Raw genomic sequence first — 18,012 nt, 5'->3', positions numbered from 1 at the left:
GTGGCGTCGGTCGCATGCGACACGGTCCAGCGGCAACGGCGGTGCTTCGCACAAATGGCTAGCCTTGCGCGTGTGATTCTCGACTTCCAGAGCGGCGAGCTATCGCGTGACGAGTTCGTCGCGCAGCTCGACAGCGCGTTGGCGACCGAGCAACTCGGTCCGACGCGGCTGCTGGAGATGCTGTACGCCGCGCATCATCGGTCGCCGTTGCCCGACGATCTCTACCTGGAAGTGCGGCGGCGCATCGAGTTGCTGCGCGTGTCGAACGTCGCGGCGGGTGGCGAGGAAACCGGCATCCAGACCTCGGTCGATCTACCGTCGCTGCGGTCGTCGAGCGCTGGCAGTGCGGGCGCCGCGAGTACTGCCGGCAGCGCCGCGCACGAGACCATCAAAGGCATCGGCGATACGCTGAACAACCGCTTCGTGCTCGAGGAGTGCCTCGGCGTGGGCGGCATGGGCACCGTGTACAAGGCGCTCGATCTGCGCAAGCTCGAAGCGTCGGATCGCAAGCCCTATCTCGCGATCAAGGTGCTGAACGTCCAGTTTCGCGGCAATCCGAATTCGCTGGTCGCGCTGCAGCGCGAGGCGCGCAAGGCGCAGGTACTCGCGCATCGCAACATCATCACCGTCTACGACTTCGACCGCGACGGACCGATCGTCTATCTGACGATGGAGTACCTGAGCGGCAAACCCCTGAGCCAGCTGCTGCGCACGCCGGGCTATCAGGGCATGCCGGTGCGGGCCGCGCTGCCGATCGTGCGCGGCATGTGCGCGGCGCTCGCGTACGCGCACGAGCGTGGCTTCGTCCATTGCGATTTCAAACCCGCGAACGTGTTTTTGACCACGAATGCCGAAGTGAAAGTGATCGACTTCGGCATCGCGCGCGTATTCCAGCGGCCTGAAGAGGAGAGCGACGCGACGGTGTTCGATCCCGGCAGTCTCGGCGCGTTGACGCCGGCCTATGCGAGCCCGGAGATGATCGAGCATCGCGAGCCGGACCCGCGCGACGATATCTACGCGCTTGGCTGCATCACGTACGAGCTGTTGACGGGACATCATCCGTTCGATCGCCTGTCGGCCACGCAGGCGCGCAATGCCGATTTCAAGCCGCAGCGTCCGGCGAATCTCGATGCGCGACAGTGGCGCGCGTTGCGTGCCGCATTGTCGTTCGATCGCAATACGCGGATACCGAGCGTCGTGCGCTTTATCGCCGAGTTCGACAATGAAGCGCGCGCGGAGAAGTCCGGGACGCTCGCGTGGGTAGGGCTCGCAGGCCTCGCCGTCGTGTGCGCGGTCACCGTGGGCGTGTTCGCTTTTCGCTCGGGGTCCAGCCGGCACCAAGCCGCGCCAACCGAGGCGGCGCGATCGCAGGGCGATCAGGTCGATCGGGCGGCTGGGGCGTCCGCTGTCGGGCCTGCAACGAATGTCGCGCAGACAACGCCGGCGCCCGCGCCGAAGCCCGCGTTGACGCTCGCCGCGATCACGCCCACGCTTGCCCAGGTGCCCTGTTCGGCTCTATCGGGCGCGGTGCAGGACCACGCACTGACGGTACGCGGTTTCCTGTCGCAGCGATACGGTGCCGCGCATCTGAAGGAGACGTTGGCGGCGCTGCCTGGCGTCGATACGGTTTCGCTAGACGTGCGGCCGCTCGCCGACGATAAATGCGACTTCGTCAAAACGCTCGCGCCGTTTCTGGTGCGCAACTGGCAGGCGGGGCGCGTGGCGTCGCTGCAGATGCGTCCGCCAAGCGGTTTTCTGACCGAGAACGACTCGCTGGTGGTCGACCTGAAAGCGCCGCCGTTCGATTCCTTTGCGACCGTCGACTACTACCAGCTAGACGGCCACGTCGTGCACATGGTGCCCAGTCGTCTGTGGCCGGACAATCAGATGCAGGCGAACGGCGGTCCGTACACGATCGGCAGCAATGCGGGCGATTGGACCGTATCGAAGCCGTTCGGCTCGGAAATGGTGGTGCTGGTGGTGACGCCGGTGCCGCTGTTCGACAAGCTGCGCCCGGAAAGCGAAGCGCGCGCTGTTTATCTGCGCGCGCTCGAGACCCGGCTCAAGCAGATTGGAGGTCAATACGGGCAGGATCGCCTGTTGGCGGACTTCGCCCCGATTACGACCAAACCCGCGACGCGATGATCCGTCAGGGAGCCAATCGACACGGCTTTTAGTGCAGATCCTTGACGACGCGAAAACCGTTCTGCGATTGGCGCACGCCCGCGCTGTATTTGAAGCGCGTCGCGCTGAGCATGTAGTCGCCGCCTTCGCGCCATGAGCCGCCGCGAATCGCGCGCATCTCGCAGCCGGGCGAGTCCCACGCGTGGCCATCGACGGGCGCGCCCTGATAGGTGTTGTGCCAGCAGTCGGCGGTCCACTCCCAGACGCCGCCGTTCATGTCGTACAGACCCAGCGGATTCGCGGCGAACGTGCCGACGTTTTCCGGGCCTTCCTTGTGCCACGGGTCGCCGCAGTCCTTGCAATTGGCGTTGCCCTTGCGCATCTGCTCGCCCCACCAGTACGCGGTCGTGGTGCCGGCGCGGTCCGCGTATTCCCATTCGGCTTCGGTCGGCAGACGGTACGGTTTGCCGGTCGTTTTGGCGAGCCACTTGACGTACTGCTGCGCGTCGTCCCAACTGAGATCGCGCGCGGGTGCGGTCTTGATGCTATTGCTCTCCGGCGTCAGCTTCTGGCAGGCGCCGGCGGCGACGCACGCATTCCATTGCTCGACCGTCACGGGGAATTTACCGATTGCGAAGGGCGCGCCGATGCTCACGTGATGCACGGGCTTTTCCGACGGATCGTCGGTATTGCTGCCCATTGCGAACGAGCCGGCGGGTACCGCGACCATGACCGGACAGGCCGCGCAGTCGCGGATTTCACCGGCCGTCGGCGGATGGGCGACGGTCTTTTCGGCGAATGGCGCGGCAGCGGGGCGCGGCGGCGGCGCGGCTGCGCTGGCTTGCGTCGCGGGATGCATGACCTGGGCAGGCGGCGTGGGTGGCGCGACGTGACCGCTCTGCGTCGCGGGCGCGGCTGGCGGTGCAGCCGGCGCGGCACTCACCGCGGGAGTCGATGCCGCCGCGCGCAATCGATCGATACGCGCATGCGCGAGTGTGGCGAAGCGGCCATTCGGATAGGCCTTCAGATAAGCCTCGTAATCGGCTGGGTAGTTGCTGTCCTTGATCGAATCCCAGAACGTGATTTCGTATTGTTCGCCGCTTTCCTTGGGCATGATGCCGCGACTGCGCGGCGTGATGGCCCGACGCTCTGACGTATTCGACGACTCGATAGCGCCTTCGCCACTTGTGGGAATGGATGAACGCGCGACAGAGAGCCACGGTTGCTGCGTTCCGCGTGTAGCGACGCGTACTTCGGCGCCGACCTGTCGGAACAGCGCGGCGAGCGATCGAGACGATGCGTCGGCGTCGTTGAGCGCTTGCAGCAAGGCATCGGTATAGACGCCATGGCGCGGACCGTCCGCCGCGAAACCGCCCGGTGCGGTTGCATAGGCAATCACGGTGTTGGCAGCGATCTTCAGTTTATCGATCGCAACCGCGGCGGGGGCAAATGGATTGTCGAGGCACGTATCGAGAATCACGAGATTGAGCCGGCCGGCACGGGCGGATTGCATCGCATGCAAAACGGTATTCAGATGGACGCCGTTATTCAGTAGCGACACCGGCGCGCGGATGTCGGCTCGCGCATCGAGTCCCGCCGGAAAAAGCAGCGTTTGTGCGCCTACCTGCATGCCGTGTCCGGCGAAATAGAACACTCCGATATCGCCTGTTCGCAATCGTCGTTGAAATTCGTCGATGGCCGCGCGCATTTGCGGCGGCGTAGCATTCGTGCGCGTGATGACTTCGAAGCCACGCGCACGGAGCGCAGCGCCGATCGATTCGGCGTCGCGCGGCGCGTTGGCGCGGATCGGGTTAGTGGCGTCACCGTACTCGCCATTTCCGATCACGAGCGCGACACGCCGCGAATGCGTGTCGTCGCGTGACGAAGCAAAGGGTGAAAGGAACAAAGCGGTGTCCGCCGGCCGCGCCGGATGACTCGCTACCCAAGCCGGGCCCGGCTCGATGCTTTCATGTTGCGTCGCGGCACCGGCACTGTCCCACTGCGCCTGGATTGCCCCAACCATGCACACCAGCAGGAATCGTCGCCACATCTTTATATCCTGTTTGTACCGGACAGAGTTCAGGCATTCGTGCACCAGGCTCGCGCTGCCCGCGCTCTTTATTAACGATAGCACGCACTTTGCGTCACAACTGTCCGGGAGTCCTTAACGCGTCATACGGTTAACGAGCATTGCGTATCTTTTTGGCAAGATACGTCCTAAGCTGATTCACAAAGTCACGTCACACGGTCGTTTTAACTAGGTGGCTGCCTGCCGGATTCAACCCGCGACGTGCCGCTCGAACACCCGGAAGGTCATCGATAGCCGGGCCCCAGCCATGACTCCTGTTCGGGAGAGTGCGCTATGCGAAGAACCCGTGTTTCCTTTCTTTTCGGCAGTCGTGATCCGGCGCAAGCGCGTCGCGGCGGATTACGCGCGGCGGTGTGCGCGACGCTCGTCGCGGTCTGCCTCGGTATCGGCACTGGCGGCGTTGCGCGCGCCGAGCAGACGCCGTCACCGCCGGGGGCCGAGGAGTACATCATCTGGCCGTCGGATGGCGCGGTGATTCACGGCGGCAAGCTGTGGGTGCGCATGGGGCTGCGCAATATGGGCGTGTGTCCGAAGGGCGTCGCGTTTCCGAATACCGGCCACCATCATCTCCTGATCGACACGGATTTGCCCGCGCTCGATCAGGAGATTCCATCGGATCGCCAGCACCTGCATTTCGGCGCGGGCGAAACCGACGCGCGCATCGAGTTGCCGCCCGGCAAGCACACGCTGCAGCTGATTCTCGGCGACCATAATCACGTGCCGCACGTACCGCCCGTGTATTCGAAGAAGATCACCATCACCGTGCTAAAGAACTAACGCGGTCCGTTCGTTCGAACTGGTCAAGCCGGAACGGAGAGTCCTGATGAAGAAGATCATTGCGGCCGCGGCATTCGTTGCAGCGGCGCTGACGGTATCGACCGCGCCGCAGGGCGCGTGGGCAGCGACGCCGTCGCCGCCCGGCGCTTACGCGTATATCGGCTATCCGAACGATGGCCAGGTGGTGCCCGCCAATAAACCGTTTCGCGTGTGGTTCGGTCTGCGTTTCATGGGGGTCGCGCCGAAAGGCGTGAAGTACCCGAACACCGGCCACCATCATCTTCTGATCGATACCGATCTGCCGCCGATGGATCAGGAGATACCCTCGGATCGCCATCATCTGCATTTCGGCGCGGGCGAAACGGAAACGATGATTTCATTGCCGCCAGGCAAGCATACGCTGCAGCTGTTGATGGGCGACGACATGCATATGCCGCACAACCCGCCGGTGTATTCGAAGAAGATCACGGTGATCGCGCGCTGACTGTCATCGAGCAGCCAACAATGTCGCGCGCGCTGTTGGCTGCGATCCACCATTCACTGGTCTCGCTGTGCCGCTCGTCAGCGTCGGAACAGCGAGTGCGATGTTCCTGGCCTTTGCTACAAGGCGTTCAGGACGCGAATGACGAAAGCAAGGCACTCCTGGCATAGCCCATGCATCAGTAGCGCCCGAGCAGACAAGTTGCTCGAATCCCGACGCTCGATGATGCGCTTTCCCACTCCCAGGAGATTTGCCATGAACACGCTGATGATCAAGGACCTGTCCAACACCGAACAACTCGACAGCAAGGCGATGAGCGCCGTGCGCGGTGGCAACGGCTACTATTCGATGCCGTCGTACCTCAGCTATGCGCCCGTCTATGCGCCGACCAGCATCAAGAACGTCTCCACGACGCAGATGATCAACACGGAAATGAACATCCAGAGCGCTAACGGCAACGACTCGGCGCTAGTCAGCGGTACGGCCACCTACATCCAACCGACCATTTACTCGAGCAACGTCAACAACGGGTAGTGAGCGGCGCACACGCGGCCCGGGCGGCCGCGTGTGCGTGCCCCAACAGGCGCGTCGCTCAAAAAGACCGCTAATCCAATCGTCCTTTCCACGCATCCTTCGCGTATCCGCCGCTCCCCGCATCGACTTTTCCGCCGCTTCATTGCCGAAGCCGCGCGGAAGCGGTTCGGGCTGAAAAACCGGGCATCTCGCGCGAAACTGGCGGGTGCAACTGGAGACCACCGTGTCAGCATTGCCGGAATCATCGTTCGATTCGTCGAGTGATTCGCTGGACCTTCAGCGGGTTCCTGCTGAAGCCAGGACGCCTCGCCGCATAGCCCGTGTACTGCGCGGGATCTGCGCGGCAACGATGTGCGCTTTGGCAGTGAGCGCGTGCGTCGACGTCAGCATGCCGGCTTATCAACGCCCGGACACGCCGGCCAAGACATCGTGGTCGGATCGCAATGGCGCGCCGGTATCGGCCGCGGAGACGATCGAGCGCGACTGGTGGAAGGGCTTCCAGGACCCGTACCTCGATACGCTGATCGACAAGGCGATCGACGGCAACTTCGATATCCGGGTGCTGGCCGCGCGTATCGAAGTCGCGCACACGCAGATCAGCGAGACAGGCGCGGCCGCGTTGCCGACGGCGGACCTCGGCGCCGGCGCCGACTACACGAAGACGACTGGGCAGCCTCTGACGAAGACGTACAACCTCGCGCTGCAGGTGAACTGGGACATCGACATCTGGGGCAAGGTCGAAAAAGGCGTGCAGGCGCAAAAGGCCGAATTCCACGCGAGCGAGGCGGATTGGCGCGCGGGGTATCTCGAACTCGTCGCGAATGTGGCCAGTACCTATTTCCAGATCCTGCAATTCGACGACCAGATCGCACAGCAGCAAAAGACCATCGCCACGAACAAGCAAATCCTGGCGATCTACGAAGGCCAGGCGCGCAATGGGCTCGTGCCGCAAACGCAGGTGTTGCGCCAGCAGGCGGAGATCAACCGGCTCACCAACGATCTCTATGATCTGCGCCGATCGCGGGCGGTCTCCGACAACGCGCTATGCACCTTGCTCGGCGTGCCGGCCGGCGAATTCCATGTGCCGCAGGGCCATTTACAGGAGCGCGTGAAATTGCCGGGCGTGCCCGATGGTTTGCCCGCGCAATTGCTGTCGCGCCGCCCCGACGTGGTGGCGGCCGAATTCAGGGTGCTCGAGGCCTATGACCTCGTCGGTCAGTCGAAGCTCGCGCAATTGCCGAGCATCGGCCTCACCGCGCAAGGCGGCACGGCAAGTTACGCGCTTAACCAGTTGCTGAAGTCGTTCACGTTCGGCCTGATGCCGAGCATCAATTTTCCGCTGTTCGATCCGGGCGTGCGCGCACATGTGAAGGTGACCGAGGCGCAATCGAAAGTCGCCGAGCAGCAATATCGCGTGGCCGTGATGGGCGCATTCGAGGAAGTGGAGAACGCGCTCGTCAATCTGAGTGCCCATAAGGCGCAGCACGCGGAATTGCAGCAGCAGGTGTCGCGCCTGCAGATCGTCGCTGATCAGATCCAGTCGCAACTGCGCCTTGGCGTCGTGTCGCAACTCGAAGTATTCGAAGACGAGCGGACCTTGCTGGAAGCGCAACAGGCGTTGCTGGAAAACCACCAATTGATTCTGTCCGACACGGTAACGCTTTATAAGGCGCTCGGCGGCGGATGGCCCGGTGTCGACGTGCAAGCGCAGGTCAAAGAGAAGTAACGAAACATTGAGCTAATCCACGAGTTGGCGTATCGCGCGGGTATTTCGTCGGCTGACGGCTTATCCGCGGTCTTCTCATCCGGCGATATCCAAATTGACACTCTCGATGCGTGACTTACAATCCTTTAGGGGTCAGCGTTTGCGTGGCTCTTCACGACAATATCGTTGCGCCGTTGTTCTTCGTCCAGTTCGCCCCGCGTTCCCGCCGCGGCAGGTAAACGCTTAGCGATCCAGATAAAATGGCCACCGGCGAAGCTCCGATTGCTGAAATGCGCGTGACAGTGGACGCTGCCTTCGACGTGGTGTTGTCACCGGTTGCCTGCGCGCAGCGCCCCGCGCTCGACGCCATTCGCATCGTCGACAACCTGTTCGCCATCGGCCGCATCGAAGCGCCGTTCAGCGACTATCCCGCACCATGGACCGCCGGTCTCTCGCGCCGACATGCGCGCGTTTTCATCGAGCATGGCGCGATTTATGTTGCCGATCTCGGCAGCAAGAACGGCACGACGGTCAACGGCATCGCGGTGCGACAGACCCCCGCGCGTGTACGCGCCGGCGATGAACTCTGCTTTGGCGGTGAATTGCGCTATCGCGTCGGCATCGAGCCGCGCGCGCGCGTCGTCACGGGTGGAAGCGCTTCTCCCCTCATTCATCTATTGCTGGTGCCGCAGCGCGATGACCTGGGTCTGCAACCGGTCGACGTGCTGGCTTTTCCATTTCTGGTCAGTAAAACGGACGAGGTTTTCTCGCGCTACAAAGACCGTTATCCGCACCAGGTCAATTACATTTCCCGGCGCCATGCGCACCTGTTTCTGAAGGGCGGCGAGCTCTATGTCGAGGATCTCGGCAGCACCAACGGCACGTTCGTGAATGGACAGCGGATCGGCGAATCGGCGCTTGCACTGGCGGACGGCGACGTCGTTGCATTTGGCGGCGACCACTTCGTCTACAGGGTGTCGCTACAGGACTCCGCCGACGTCGAACCCACCGTGACCCAGCTCTCTCTTCAGCCCGCTGTCGACAGTGCCGCCGATGCCGACAAGACGACCTTCGTCGGCGCTGCGCATTCGTTTCTCGACATCTTTTGCGTCGATCCGGCGCTGCAACGCGAAGACGAAGTGAATGAAGCGGCGCAGCCGGGCTCCGCGCGCGCGAAGCGTGACGGAGTAGGGACGGCAAATGGCGCGCAGGGCGCCAAAGGTGCGCAGGCGGGGCATCCCGCCGATACGAGAGACGGCGCGAACGAAAGAAGCGGCAAAGCTAACAGCGCGGCAAGAGGTAAGCCGCGTCGCTGGAAGATGGTCGCCGGCGAACTCCACAAGGCGTTAGTGGACGGCGAGCGCACCAATGTGCGGCGCGCGGCGGCATGGGGCGCAGCGGGTATCGCGATCGTGGTTGCGCTTGGCGTGGGCCTTTATCTGCACGGTTCATCGGAACGGGAGTTGAAGAGCCTGCTCGCGAGCGGTGATTACTCGAGCGCTCTCACGATGGCGCGCGGCTATCTGGCCACGCATCCGGCGGACACGAAAATCAGCGCGCTCGCGAGCGAGGCGTTGTTGAAAGCGAACCTGCCGGGCTGGATCGAAGCCGTGCAAAAAGCGCAGTTCGACCAGGCCGACACGCTGCTGAAGAACATGAGGGCGTTGAGCGGAAATGACGCCGATGCCGCGTCGCTGGTCGCCGAATTGCAATGGGTCGGCGATCTCGAACGCTTCGTCGCGGCGCGTGGCGGCGTCGACGCGCCGATCCGCATGTATACGGACGAAGCGACGATCAACGGTCTGCTGCACCGCTGGGACGACGACGCGGCGAGTCACCAGCGCGCGCTCGATCGGATTGCGAGTTACGTGCCGGCCTTCGCGGAGCCCTACGCACACACGCTCAGCCATCTGCGCAAGCTCGAAAGCGACGATTCCGTGTACGTCGCCGCGATCGATCGGCTCAATGGCGTAATTCGTACCGAACTTTCGCGCGACAAACCCGACGCGCTGCCGCCGGTACTCGACGATTACGCGCAGCGTTATCCGCGGCTCGCGGGGCTCGATAGAGTGCGCGACGATTTGCGCCAATACACCGGGTTGCTGAATGCCGCGTTGAGCCGTCAATTGACGTCATTGCTGGCGATGATGAAAACGGTGCGCTTCAGCACGCCGCCTTTTCAGGCGCAATTCCAGCAGCTTGCGGCGACGCGCTTGCCGTCGCCGGACATCGTTCAACGGCAGGACGCGGTCGATGCCGCGTGGCAGCGCGGCGACGCGCAGCAGGCGCTGAACGATTTGCAGTCGATGCCGGCGAGCCCGTGGTCCGATGTGCTCTCGGCCGAAGCGACGCACAAGAAGGCGTTGTCCGATCAATACAACGATCTGCGGAAAACGCGTGACGGGAAAGATTACGACCAGCGTCTGCTGTCGTTCTACGCGAGCCTCGATCCGCGGACCGACGCATGGTTCGTGCAGGCGATCCAGAAAGACGTGGCCGCATTGCATGACAAGGCACTCGCGCATGCGCAAGATCTGCTGGTGCGCGCGCAAAGCCTGTGGAAAGCGTACCGCGCGAACGGCCCGATCGGCGGCACGCAGCGGCTCGAAGCCGGCATCTCGCCGGGCTTTCGCAACGAGGCGCGTCTGCTGAGCGAGGCGCAGACGGCGGCACGCCAGGGCATGCGCATCTATACGCAGCTGAAGGCCGATCATCCCGCCGACTTCGATCGCCTGCTCGCGGATATCGAAGCCGAAGCGAGTTTGCAGCGCCGCTCGTTGACCGAGTTGCGCATGGTGCTGGACCCTGGGCTGCTGAAAGCGAAGCTCGCGTTGATTGGAGGCGATCAGAGTGAAACGCGATCCTCACCCTAGACCGTTGTCGGAGGCGCTCGAAGATCATAGCGTCGAAGGCATTGCGATTCTGACGTCCGAGCCGGTGCGGATTGCGCGCGCGCTGATCTGGGCGATGGTCGCGCTCGTCGTGTCGGGTTTGCTGTGGTCGTTCGTCGGCCGCGCGGATGTGATCGTCAGTGCGCCCGGCACGTTGTCGCCGGAATCGGAGGTGCGGCGCATCTATACGCCGATCGACGGCGAACTCGCGGATCTGTATATCGCCGAGGGGCAGCCGGTGTCGAAAGGCGACGTGCTCGCGCGGCTCAATGCGCGCGGCGCGATCGAGGCAGCGAGCAACGCGTTACAGGCACAACTGAAGCTCGAAGACGCCGAACGCGAATGGAAGCAGTTCCCGGAGAAGAAGGCGTTGATGGAACGCAAGGCCACGTCGTTGAAGGCGCAACTCGAAGTCGAGGAGCGCTTGCACGAGAATCGCGTTTCAGAAGGCACGACGAAGCTTGCCGAAGGGCAGAAGGCCGAACTCGACGAAGCGCGCAGCTCGCTCGACAACGCGCGCCGCACGCGCGAAGCGGCGAATCAGGAACTCGATCGCTATTCACGGCTGTTCGCGCAGCCGGGCGGCGGTGGCATTGCCGAATTACAGGTCGAGCAGAAACGCACGGCCGCGCTCGAAGCGGATAACGCTTACCGTGTCGCGCAGTCGAAGCTGGCCGAGCTCGACTTTCGTCTGAGCCATGAATACGCGCAGGCCAATGCGCAACTGGCGACGAGCGGCCAGCAAAGCACCGATCTGCAGCTGCAATACGATCAGGCGGTGCGCGACATCACCGATGCGGAAGACAAACTGCGCGTGCAACTGCAAAGCGCGCGCCTCGAAGCTGATGCCGCCGCGCGGGTGCGTTTCGAGAACATCGATAAAGACAATTTTCTGCTGATTCTCGCGCCGGTTTCAGGCGTGATCACCGACGTCACGTCGACGCAGCGCGGCGACAAGATTCAGGCGAATGCACCGCTCGGCGGCATTGCGCCAAAAGACGCGCGGCCCGTGCTGAAGATCGAAATCTCCGAACACGACCGCGCCTTTCTGCACGTGGGCCTGCCTGTCAAATTGAAGTTCAACGCGTTTCCTTACCAGCGCTACGGGTTGATCAGCGGCACGCTCGCCTATATCTCGCCGGCGACGAAGCCATCCGCGCAGGACAAGCAACCGGTCTACGAAGGCCGTGTCACGCTGGACAAGGACTACTACCAGGTGGCCGGCACGCGTTATCCGCTGCGTTACGGCATGACCGCCAATGCGGAAATCGTCGTGCGCGAGCGGCGCCTGATCGACCTCGGTCTCGATCCGTTCAGAGAGGTGGCGGGTTGAGCGCGCGAATCAAACATCCACGAAAGGAGCCGAGCAAATGACCGCGATAGTGCGTATCGATGACGAAGTCGTGGACGTGGACGAGTTCATTCGTCTTCTGAAACTGACCGGCCAGTTCGAGAGCCTGGTCGAGCAGATCGTGCGCGACAAGCTTACCGTCCATGCGGCGAAGAAGCAGGGCGTCGCCGTCAGCGCCGACGAAATCCAGCAGCGCGCGGACCAGTTTCGCCGCGTGCGCGGGCTGCATCGCGCGGCGGACATGAATCATTATCTCGACGCGCTGCACGTGAGCCTCGACGAATTCGAGGCGTTCATTACCGACGGGCTTTATCAGGAGAAGATGCTCGACGACATCGGTAACGACGCGGCGATCCATGATTACTTCGCGCTGAATTCACCGAAGTTCGACGCGATCGAAGTCAGCCATATCGTGCTCGATAGCGCAGGCAAGGCGAAGGAAATGATCTCGTACCTGCACGACGACCCCGACGCCTTCGGCGAGATGGCGCGCGAGCATTCGATTGCCGATACGCGCGAGTCGGGCGGCGTGATCGGCAAGGTACTGCGCGGTTCGCTGAAGCCCGATATCGAGGCGAAGATCTTCAATGCGGCGGTCGGCGATCTGCTTGGGCCGTTTCCGTCGGCCGACCGTTCGTGTTTCGAGATCTTCGCGGTTACGGCCAAATATCCGGCCACGCTCGATGCCGACGTGGCCACCGAAATCCGCCGTTTGCTGCGCGAGAGCTGGCTCATTGCCCGCGCCCAGGAACACGTGATCGAAGCGCGCTAGTGCCCGACTAGTGCCCGACTAGCGCCCGATAAAGCGAGGCTCACCGATACATGGACGCCCTCCAGACCGCGCCATCCGCGCCTTCCACCGCCGAATTTCTCGCTTCGGTGGAGATCCTGTCGCCGTTCTCGCGCGACGAAATCGAGCGGCTTGCCGAGTACGCGCAGGCAAGGTTCTATCCGTTTGGCGAAACGGTGTGCTCGGCCGGTGACGTGGCCGAAGGTCTCTATGTGATCCGCTCGGGCACGGTACGTATCTTCACCGAGGAGCACGGCAAGGAAACCAGCATGGGCGTGCGCAAGTCGGGCGAGATCTTTGCCGACATTGCGATGTTGCGCTCGTACGTTCACGAAGCGTCGGTACGTTCGTCGGGCAAGACCGAAGTGCTGTTCATTCCGCGCAGCGCGATCGAACCGGTGATGGCGGGCAACGCCGCCGCGTTGGCGTTCGTCGCCAGCTATGTGGCGATCAATTCGGCCGGGGGCTTCGTCGCGCAATTGTTCGATCTGCGCGGCAAGCTGGACAAGGCGGAACTCGAAGAGTACGTGCGCAGCGTCGGCGCAAAACGGGTCGCTGCCGGCAAGGAGATTCTGAAACAGGACGGCCGCGACGACAGGCGGCTTTATGTGGTGCGGCAAGGCCAGGTGCGCATCGTGCGGCAGGAGGAGGGCCACGACTATACGCTCGCGACGCTCGGCAAAGGGGAGATATTCGGCGAGAAGGCGTGCCTGATGCGCCAGGAACAGATGGCATCGGTCGTTGCAACCACCGACACGCGGCTGCTGGTCATTCCCGAGCGCACCGTTCATTTCATTCTCGAGCGCAATCCGAAACTGCGAGAAGTGCTCGACGAGCGCATCCGCTATGGCGACCGCGAATTACAGCGGCAAAAGCGGCTCGAACAGCGGCGCAAGCTGCCGTTGATGCTCGACCTGCAGAGCAAGCCGGAACTCGGCGAGAAGATCATCCGGCGTTTCGCGCTCGTCGAGCAGGCCGAGGAGATGGATTGCGGCGCCGCGTGTCTCGCGATGATCTGCCGCCATTACGGCATTCCGATGACGCTCGGCAAATTGCGCGAACTCGCGAACGTGACGACGCAGGGTGCGACGCTCGACAGCCTCGCGCGCGCGGGCGAGTCGCTCGGCTTCACGACGCGCGGCGTGCAATGCACGTTCGATTCGCTGCGCGGCTTCGATCTGCCGTTCATCGTGCATTGGGAGGGCTATCACTATGTGGTCGTGTACGGGCTGTCGAAAGACTATGTCTGGATGGCGGACCCGGCACTCGGTTTCAGAAAGCTGAGCGTCGAAGATTTCGAACGCGGGTGGAGCGGCACCTGCCTATTGTTTACCGGCGGATCGCAACTGCTGCAGATGTCGGCCGAGCGCTCGCCGTGGATTCGCTTTGTCGGCTATCTGAAGCCGTACCGCAAGATACTCGGCTATCTGTTTCTGGCGACCTTCGTGATTCAGGTGCTCGGCGTGATTCCACCGCTGATCATTCAGAACATTCTGGACGGCGTGATCGTGCATCAGAACGTCAGTCTGCTGCATATGCTGATCGGCGGGCTCATCATCTCCAATGTCTTCACGCAGCTGATGTCGACGATTCGCGCGTATCTGGCGAACTTCATGGTTCGCAACATGGACTTCGCGATGATGTCGCAGTTCTTCAAGCATACGTTGTCGCTGCCGTTCTCGTTCTTCGCGAAGCGCAAGACCGGCGATATCTTCGCGCGCTTTCAGGAAAACCAGACGATCCGCGCGTTCCTGACCGAATCCACCGTGACGACCGCGCTGAATCTGCTGATGATCTTCATCTACTTCACGATCATGTTCGTGTACAACGTGAAGATGACGCTGGTGTTGATCGCGTTCGTCATTCCGATCATGGGGCTCACGGTGATCGCGACGCCGAAGATCAAGGGCTACGCCCGCGAGGTCTTCACGGCGTCGACCGAGGCGAAGTCGTTCCTGATGGAAGCTCTGTCCGGCGTCGAGACCGTCAAGGGCATGGGCATCGAGCGGCCGGTACGGTTGCGCTGGGAGAAGAAATACGCAAAGGCGCTCGAATTGCAGTATCGCGCGCACGCATTCAATATTCTGGTCGGCTTCGGCAGTCAATTGCTGAATGCGGCAACGACGATTGCGATTCTTTGGGTCGGCGCGAATCTGGTACTCGCGCGTGAATTGACGATCGGTCAGCTGATCGCGTTCAATGCATTCATGGGCAGCGTATTGAGTCCGCTGATGGGTCTCGTCGGCTTGTGGAGCATGCTCAACGATGCGGGTGTCGCGATGGAACGGCTCGGCGATGTGCTCGATATCGAGCCCGAACAGAAGCCGCAGGATTTGCCCTCGCGCGTGATGCTGCCGGAGCTGCAAGGCGAGATCAGCCTGCAAGGCGTGTACTTCCGCTATGGCGAAGAGGATTCCGCTTATGTGCTGGAGAACATCAGCTTCGATATCAAGCCGGGTGAACTGGTCGCGATCGTCGGGCGCAGCGGGTCGGGAAAAACCACGCTCGCGAAGCTGCTGGTTGGCTTCTATCAGCCGAGCGAAGGGAAAATAACGATCGACGGCTATGACTCCGGCGTGATCGACAAGACTTATTTCCGCGCGCAAATCGGCTACGTGATGCAAAGCAATCTGCTGTTCTCGGGCACGATCGCCGAGAACATCGCAAGCGGGGACGACGCGCCGGAGCGCCGCCGCATCGAGGAAGTCGCGAAAATGGCCGACGCGCATGGCTTCATCAGCAAGATGCCGCTCGGTTATGAGCAGATCGTCGGCGAGCGCGGCATCGGTTTGTCGGGCGGTCAAATCCAGCGGCTTTGCATTGCGCGTGCGTTGTATCACGATCCGCGTCTGCTCGTGTTCGACGAGGCGACGTCGGCGCTCGACTCGCAATCGGAAAGCAATATTCTCGGCAATATGCACGACATCCTGAAGGGCCGCACGGCGGTGATCATCGCGCATCGGCTCAGCACGATCATGCGCGCGGACAAGATTCTCGTGCTGTATGAAGGCGCGATCGTCGAACAGGGCCGTCACGAGGAGCTGATCCAGCGCGGCGGCATGTACTATCAGCTCGTGCAGAAACAGTTGAGTGCATCATGATGAAGATACTCGACCAGATTGAAGAGGCGAGTCCCGCGATATCGTACGCGGGACTGATCGAGCGGATCGAGATCCTGCGCTCCACGTTGCGCTGGTCGTCGCGGCTCGAACGCGCCGATATCGAGAAGCTGCTGAGGCAGGCCACGTCGTTGCGCGACGAAGTGATGCAGCTTTCGCACAAGGAGCGCTTCGTGCAGGCGGCCACCGCGGGCGAGCCGCAGACGAGCGCGGAGCAATCGCGCGGTGCGCGCCGCAAGGCACTACTCGAACGCAGCTTCATTTTCGAGGGCACGTTCGGCGACAACCCGCGTTTGCTCGAATCGCTCGAAATCGCGGAAAAAGCGGCGCCAACCGATTTGCCGGTGTTGATCGATGGAGAAAGCGGCACCGGCAAGGAGCTGATGGCGAAAGTGATTCACGCGAATGGCTCGCGTGCGGACAAGCCGTTCGTTTCGGTGAACTGCGGCGCGATTCCGGAAAATCTGCTCGAATCCGAACTTTTCGGGCATCGCAAGGGCGCATTCACCGGCGCGTCGAGCGACCGCAAGGGAAAATTCGAAAGCGCGCATACGGGCACGATCTTTCTCGACGAAATCGGCGAGTTGCCGCTCGCGGGCCAGGTCAAGCTGCTGCGTGTGCTCGAGGCGCACGAGATTCAACGCGTCGGCTCCGACGAAACGATCGCGGTCGATACGCGCATCGTCGCGGCGACCAATCGCAATCTGCGCAAGCTCAGCGAGGAAGGCCGGTTTCGCGAGGATCTGTTCTACCGGCTCAGCGTGATTCACGTGACGTTGCCGCCGCTGCGCGAACGGCGCGACGAAATTCCGTTGCTGATTGCGTGGTTCTGCGACGAAGCGGCGGGCACGCTGAAACGCCGGCCAGTCAGGTTGACGCCGCGTTTGCGGGACTTTCTATTGAGCTACGCGTATCCGGGCAACATTCGCGAATTGCGCAACGTGATGTACCGCATCTCGTGTCTGGCTGCAGACATGGCCGACATCGAGCATTTGCCGCTCGATATGCGACCCGCCGCACCCGGTTCCGCGGCGGCGCAGGCGGAGGGCGGACAGGCGAGCGGCGAGCAGCCGATCAGCGTCGCGAATCTGATGTCGTTGAGCGACGCGAAGCGGGCGGCTAGCGACGACGCCGAGAAAGCGTTCCTCGAACGCGGACTGCGTGAAGTCAGCGGGACCGTCGCCGAACTGGCGCGGCGCATCGATATGAATCGCTCGCACTTGCAGATGCTGCTGAAAAAGCACGGCCTGCACTCGAAGGATTTCCGCAATCGCAATGCGCCGCCCACGAAGAACGGCGCGAACGAGCGCGACGAGGAAGACGACGAAGGCTGAGTGAAGGACCACTGAACGCTCGCTGAAACGCGCGCCTGAAGATCGTCAAGGCGCCGGGTTCAGCAAGGTCTTGTCCGCCGCATTCGGGTCCTGCGCTTCGACGACCACTGCGGTGATGTTGTCGCGCCCGCCGCGCGCGAGCGCGAGGTCGACGAGTTCGCAACTTGCGTTTTCGCGCTCCGCCGTGGTCAGCACGGCGGCGATCTCGTCGTCGCTCAGTTCGTTGCTAAGACCGTCGCTGCACAACAGGAACACGTCGCCGTCGGCGACTTCGATCGCGTCGTCGTCGAGTTCGAGCGAATCCGTTGCCCCGACCGCGCGCGTGATCATGTGCTGCGCGGGATGATGGCGCGCCTCTTCGTCGGTGATGACGCCGAGCGAGCGCAGCTCCTCGACCTGGCTGTGATCGCGCGTCAGTTGCCGCAATTGCCCCGCGCGGTACAGGTAGATGCGGCTGTCGCCGGCCCACACGTAGCCGCAGAAGCGATCGCATGCAAGCAGCACGACCACGGTGCTGCCGATGCGCTGCACCTGGCGGCGCGCGGCTTCGTCGCGCAATTGACGGTTCGCGGTTTGCAGACGCGTGCGTACATCGGCGATCAGCATTCTGAGGCCGTGCGGCGCCGCCAGCTGAGTCAACGCGTCGATCACGGTGCGGCTGGCAACGTCGCCGACCGCGTGACCGCCCATCCCATCGGCGACAGCCCAGCGTCCCGCTTCGGGTTCGTCGAGGCAGGCATCTTCGTTGATTTCGCGGACCCGTCCCGTGTCGGAACGCGCGGACGACGTCCAGCGAAATTGGCTCTCGCATGTCACA

General features: G+C 62.6%; 12 protein-coding genes. 10 read left to right on the top strand and 2 right to left on the bottom strand.

Features of this window, described 5'->3' with window-relative positions; translation table 11 throughout:
* Positions 1–54: 54 nt before the first annotated feature.
* Positions 55–2,145, top strand: coding sequence for a serine/threonine protein kinase (locus tag F6X37_RS05620; RefSeq protein ID WP_187610604.1), 2,091 nt, complete (start codon positions 55–57; stop codon positions 2,143–2,145).
* 28 nt (positions 2,146–2,173) lie between these two features.
* Here F6X37_RS05620 and F6X37_RS05615 read toward each other — a convergent pair whose 3' ends face one another.
* Entirely contained in the window at positions 2,174–4,174 is a 2,001-nt protein-coding gene (locus F6X37_RS05615; RefSeq protein ID WP_187610603.1) for an SUMF1/EgtB/PvdO family nonheme iron enzyme, read from the bottom strand.
* 312 nt (positions 4,175–4,486) lie between these two features.
* Between F6X37_RS05615 and F6X37_RS05610 the strand changes: the two genes are divergently transcribed.
* The 9 genes from F6X37_RS05610 to F6X37_RS05570 all read left to right on the top strand — a co-directional run bounded on the left by F6X37_RS05610 (position 4,487) and on the right by F6X37_RS05570 (position 17,195).
* Positions 4,487–4,990, top strand: coding sequence for a DUF4399 domain-containing protein (locus F6X37_RS05610; protein WP_187610602.1), 504 nt, complete (start codon positions 4,487–4,489; stop codon positions 4,988–4,990).
* Between the two features lie 46 nt (positions 4,991–5,036).
* Positions 5,037–5,474, top strand: coding sequence for a DUF4399 domain-containing protein (locus F6X37_RS05605; RefSeq protein WP_090807583.1), 438 nt, complete (start codon positions 5,037–5,039; stop codon positions 5,472–5,474).
* 252 nt (positions 5,475–5,726) lie between these two features.
* On the top strand, positions 5,727–6,005 hold the full coding sequence (locus F6X37_RS05600) for a hypothetical protein (protein ID WP_184061603.1): 279 nt from the start codon (positions 5,727–5,729) through the stop codon (positions 6,003–6,005).
* A 349-nt stretch (positions 6,006–6,354) separates the two neighbouring features.
* Positions 6,355–7,731 carry an efflux transporter outer membrane subunit gene (locus tag F6X37_RS05595; protein WP_222944766.1) on the top strand — a complete coding sequence of 459 codons (1,377 nt, stop codon included), beginning with the start codon at positions 6,355–6,357 and terminating at the stop codon, positions 7,729–7,731.
* A gap of 239 nt (positions 7,732–7,970) precedes the next feature.
* A complete protein-coding gene (locus F6X37_RS05590; RefSeq protein ID WP_187610601.1) occupies positions 7,971–10,583 on the top strand; it encodes an FHA domain-containing protein in 2,613 nt (870 codons plus the stop codon).
* Positions 10,561–11,934: an HlyD family efflux transporter periplasmic adaptor subunit gene (locus tag F6X37_RS05585; RefSeq protein ID WP_187610600.1), complete on the top strand. Its 1,374-nt coding sequence runs from the start codon at positions 10,561–10,563 to the stop codon at positions 11,932–11,934. Before F6X37_RS05590 ends, F6X37_RS05585 begins: the two co-directional genes overlap by 23 nt.
* Before the next feature lie 37 nt (positions 11,935–11,971).
* Positions 11,972–12,724 (top strand): peptidylprolyl isomerase, encoded by a 753-nt coding sequence (locus F6X37_RS05580; RefSeq protein WP_187610599.1) that lies wholly within the window; start codon positions 11,972–11,974, stop codon positions 12,722–12,724.
* Positions 12,725–12,774: 50 nt separating this feature from the next.
* The gene (locus F6X37_RS05575) at positions 12,775–15,843 is read left to right on the top strand and encodes a peptidase domain-containing ABC transporter (RefSeq protein ID WP_187610598.1); all 3,069 of its coding nucleotides are present in this window, start codon (positions 12,775–12,777) and stop codon (positions 15,841–15,843) included.
* Positions 15,840–17,195, top strand: coding sequence for a sigma-54 interaction domain-containing protein (locus F6X37_RS05570; protein ID WP_187610597.1), 1,356 nt, complete (start codon positions 15,840–15,842; stop codon positions 17,193–17,195). Before F6X37_RS05575 ends, F6X37_RS05570 begins: the two co-directional genes overlap by 4 nt.
* Before the next feature lie 45 nt (positions 17,196–17,240).
* Here the strand turns inward: F6X37_RS05570 and F6X37_RS05565 are convergent, their stop codons facing one another.
* Positions 17,241–18,011, bottom strand: coding sequence for a PP2C family protein-serine/threonine phosphatase (locus F6X37_RS05565; protein WP_090807568.1), 771 nt, complete (start codon positions 18,009–18,011; stop codon positions 17,241–17,243).
* Position 18,012 lies beyond the last annotated feature (1 nt).

The organism is Paraburkholderia sp. 31.1, assembly GCF_014397645.1.
Taxonomy (GTDB): Bacteria; Pseudomonadota; Gammaproteobacteria; order Burkholderiales; family Burkholderiaceae; genus Paraburkholderia; species Paraburkholderia tuberum.
The sequence above is the reverse complement of the archived record's forward strand: the minus strand, read 5'-3'. Positions and strand labels throughout refer to the sequence as shown.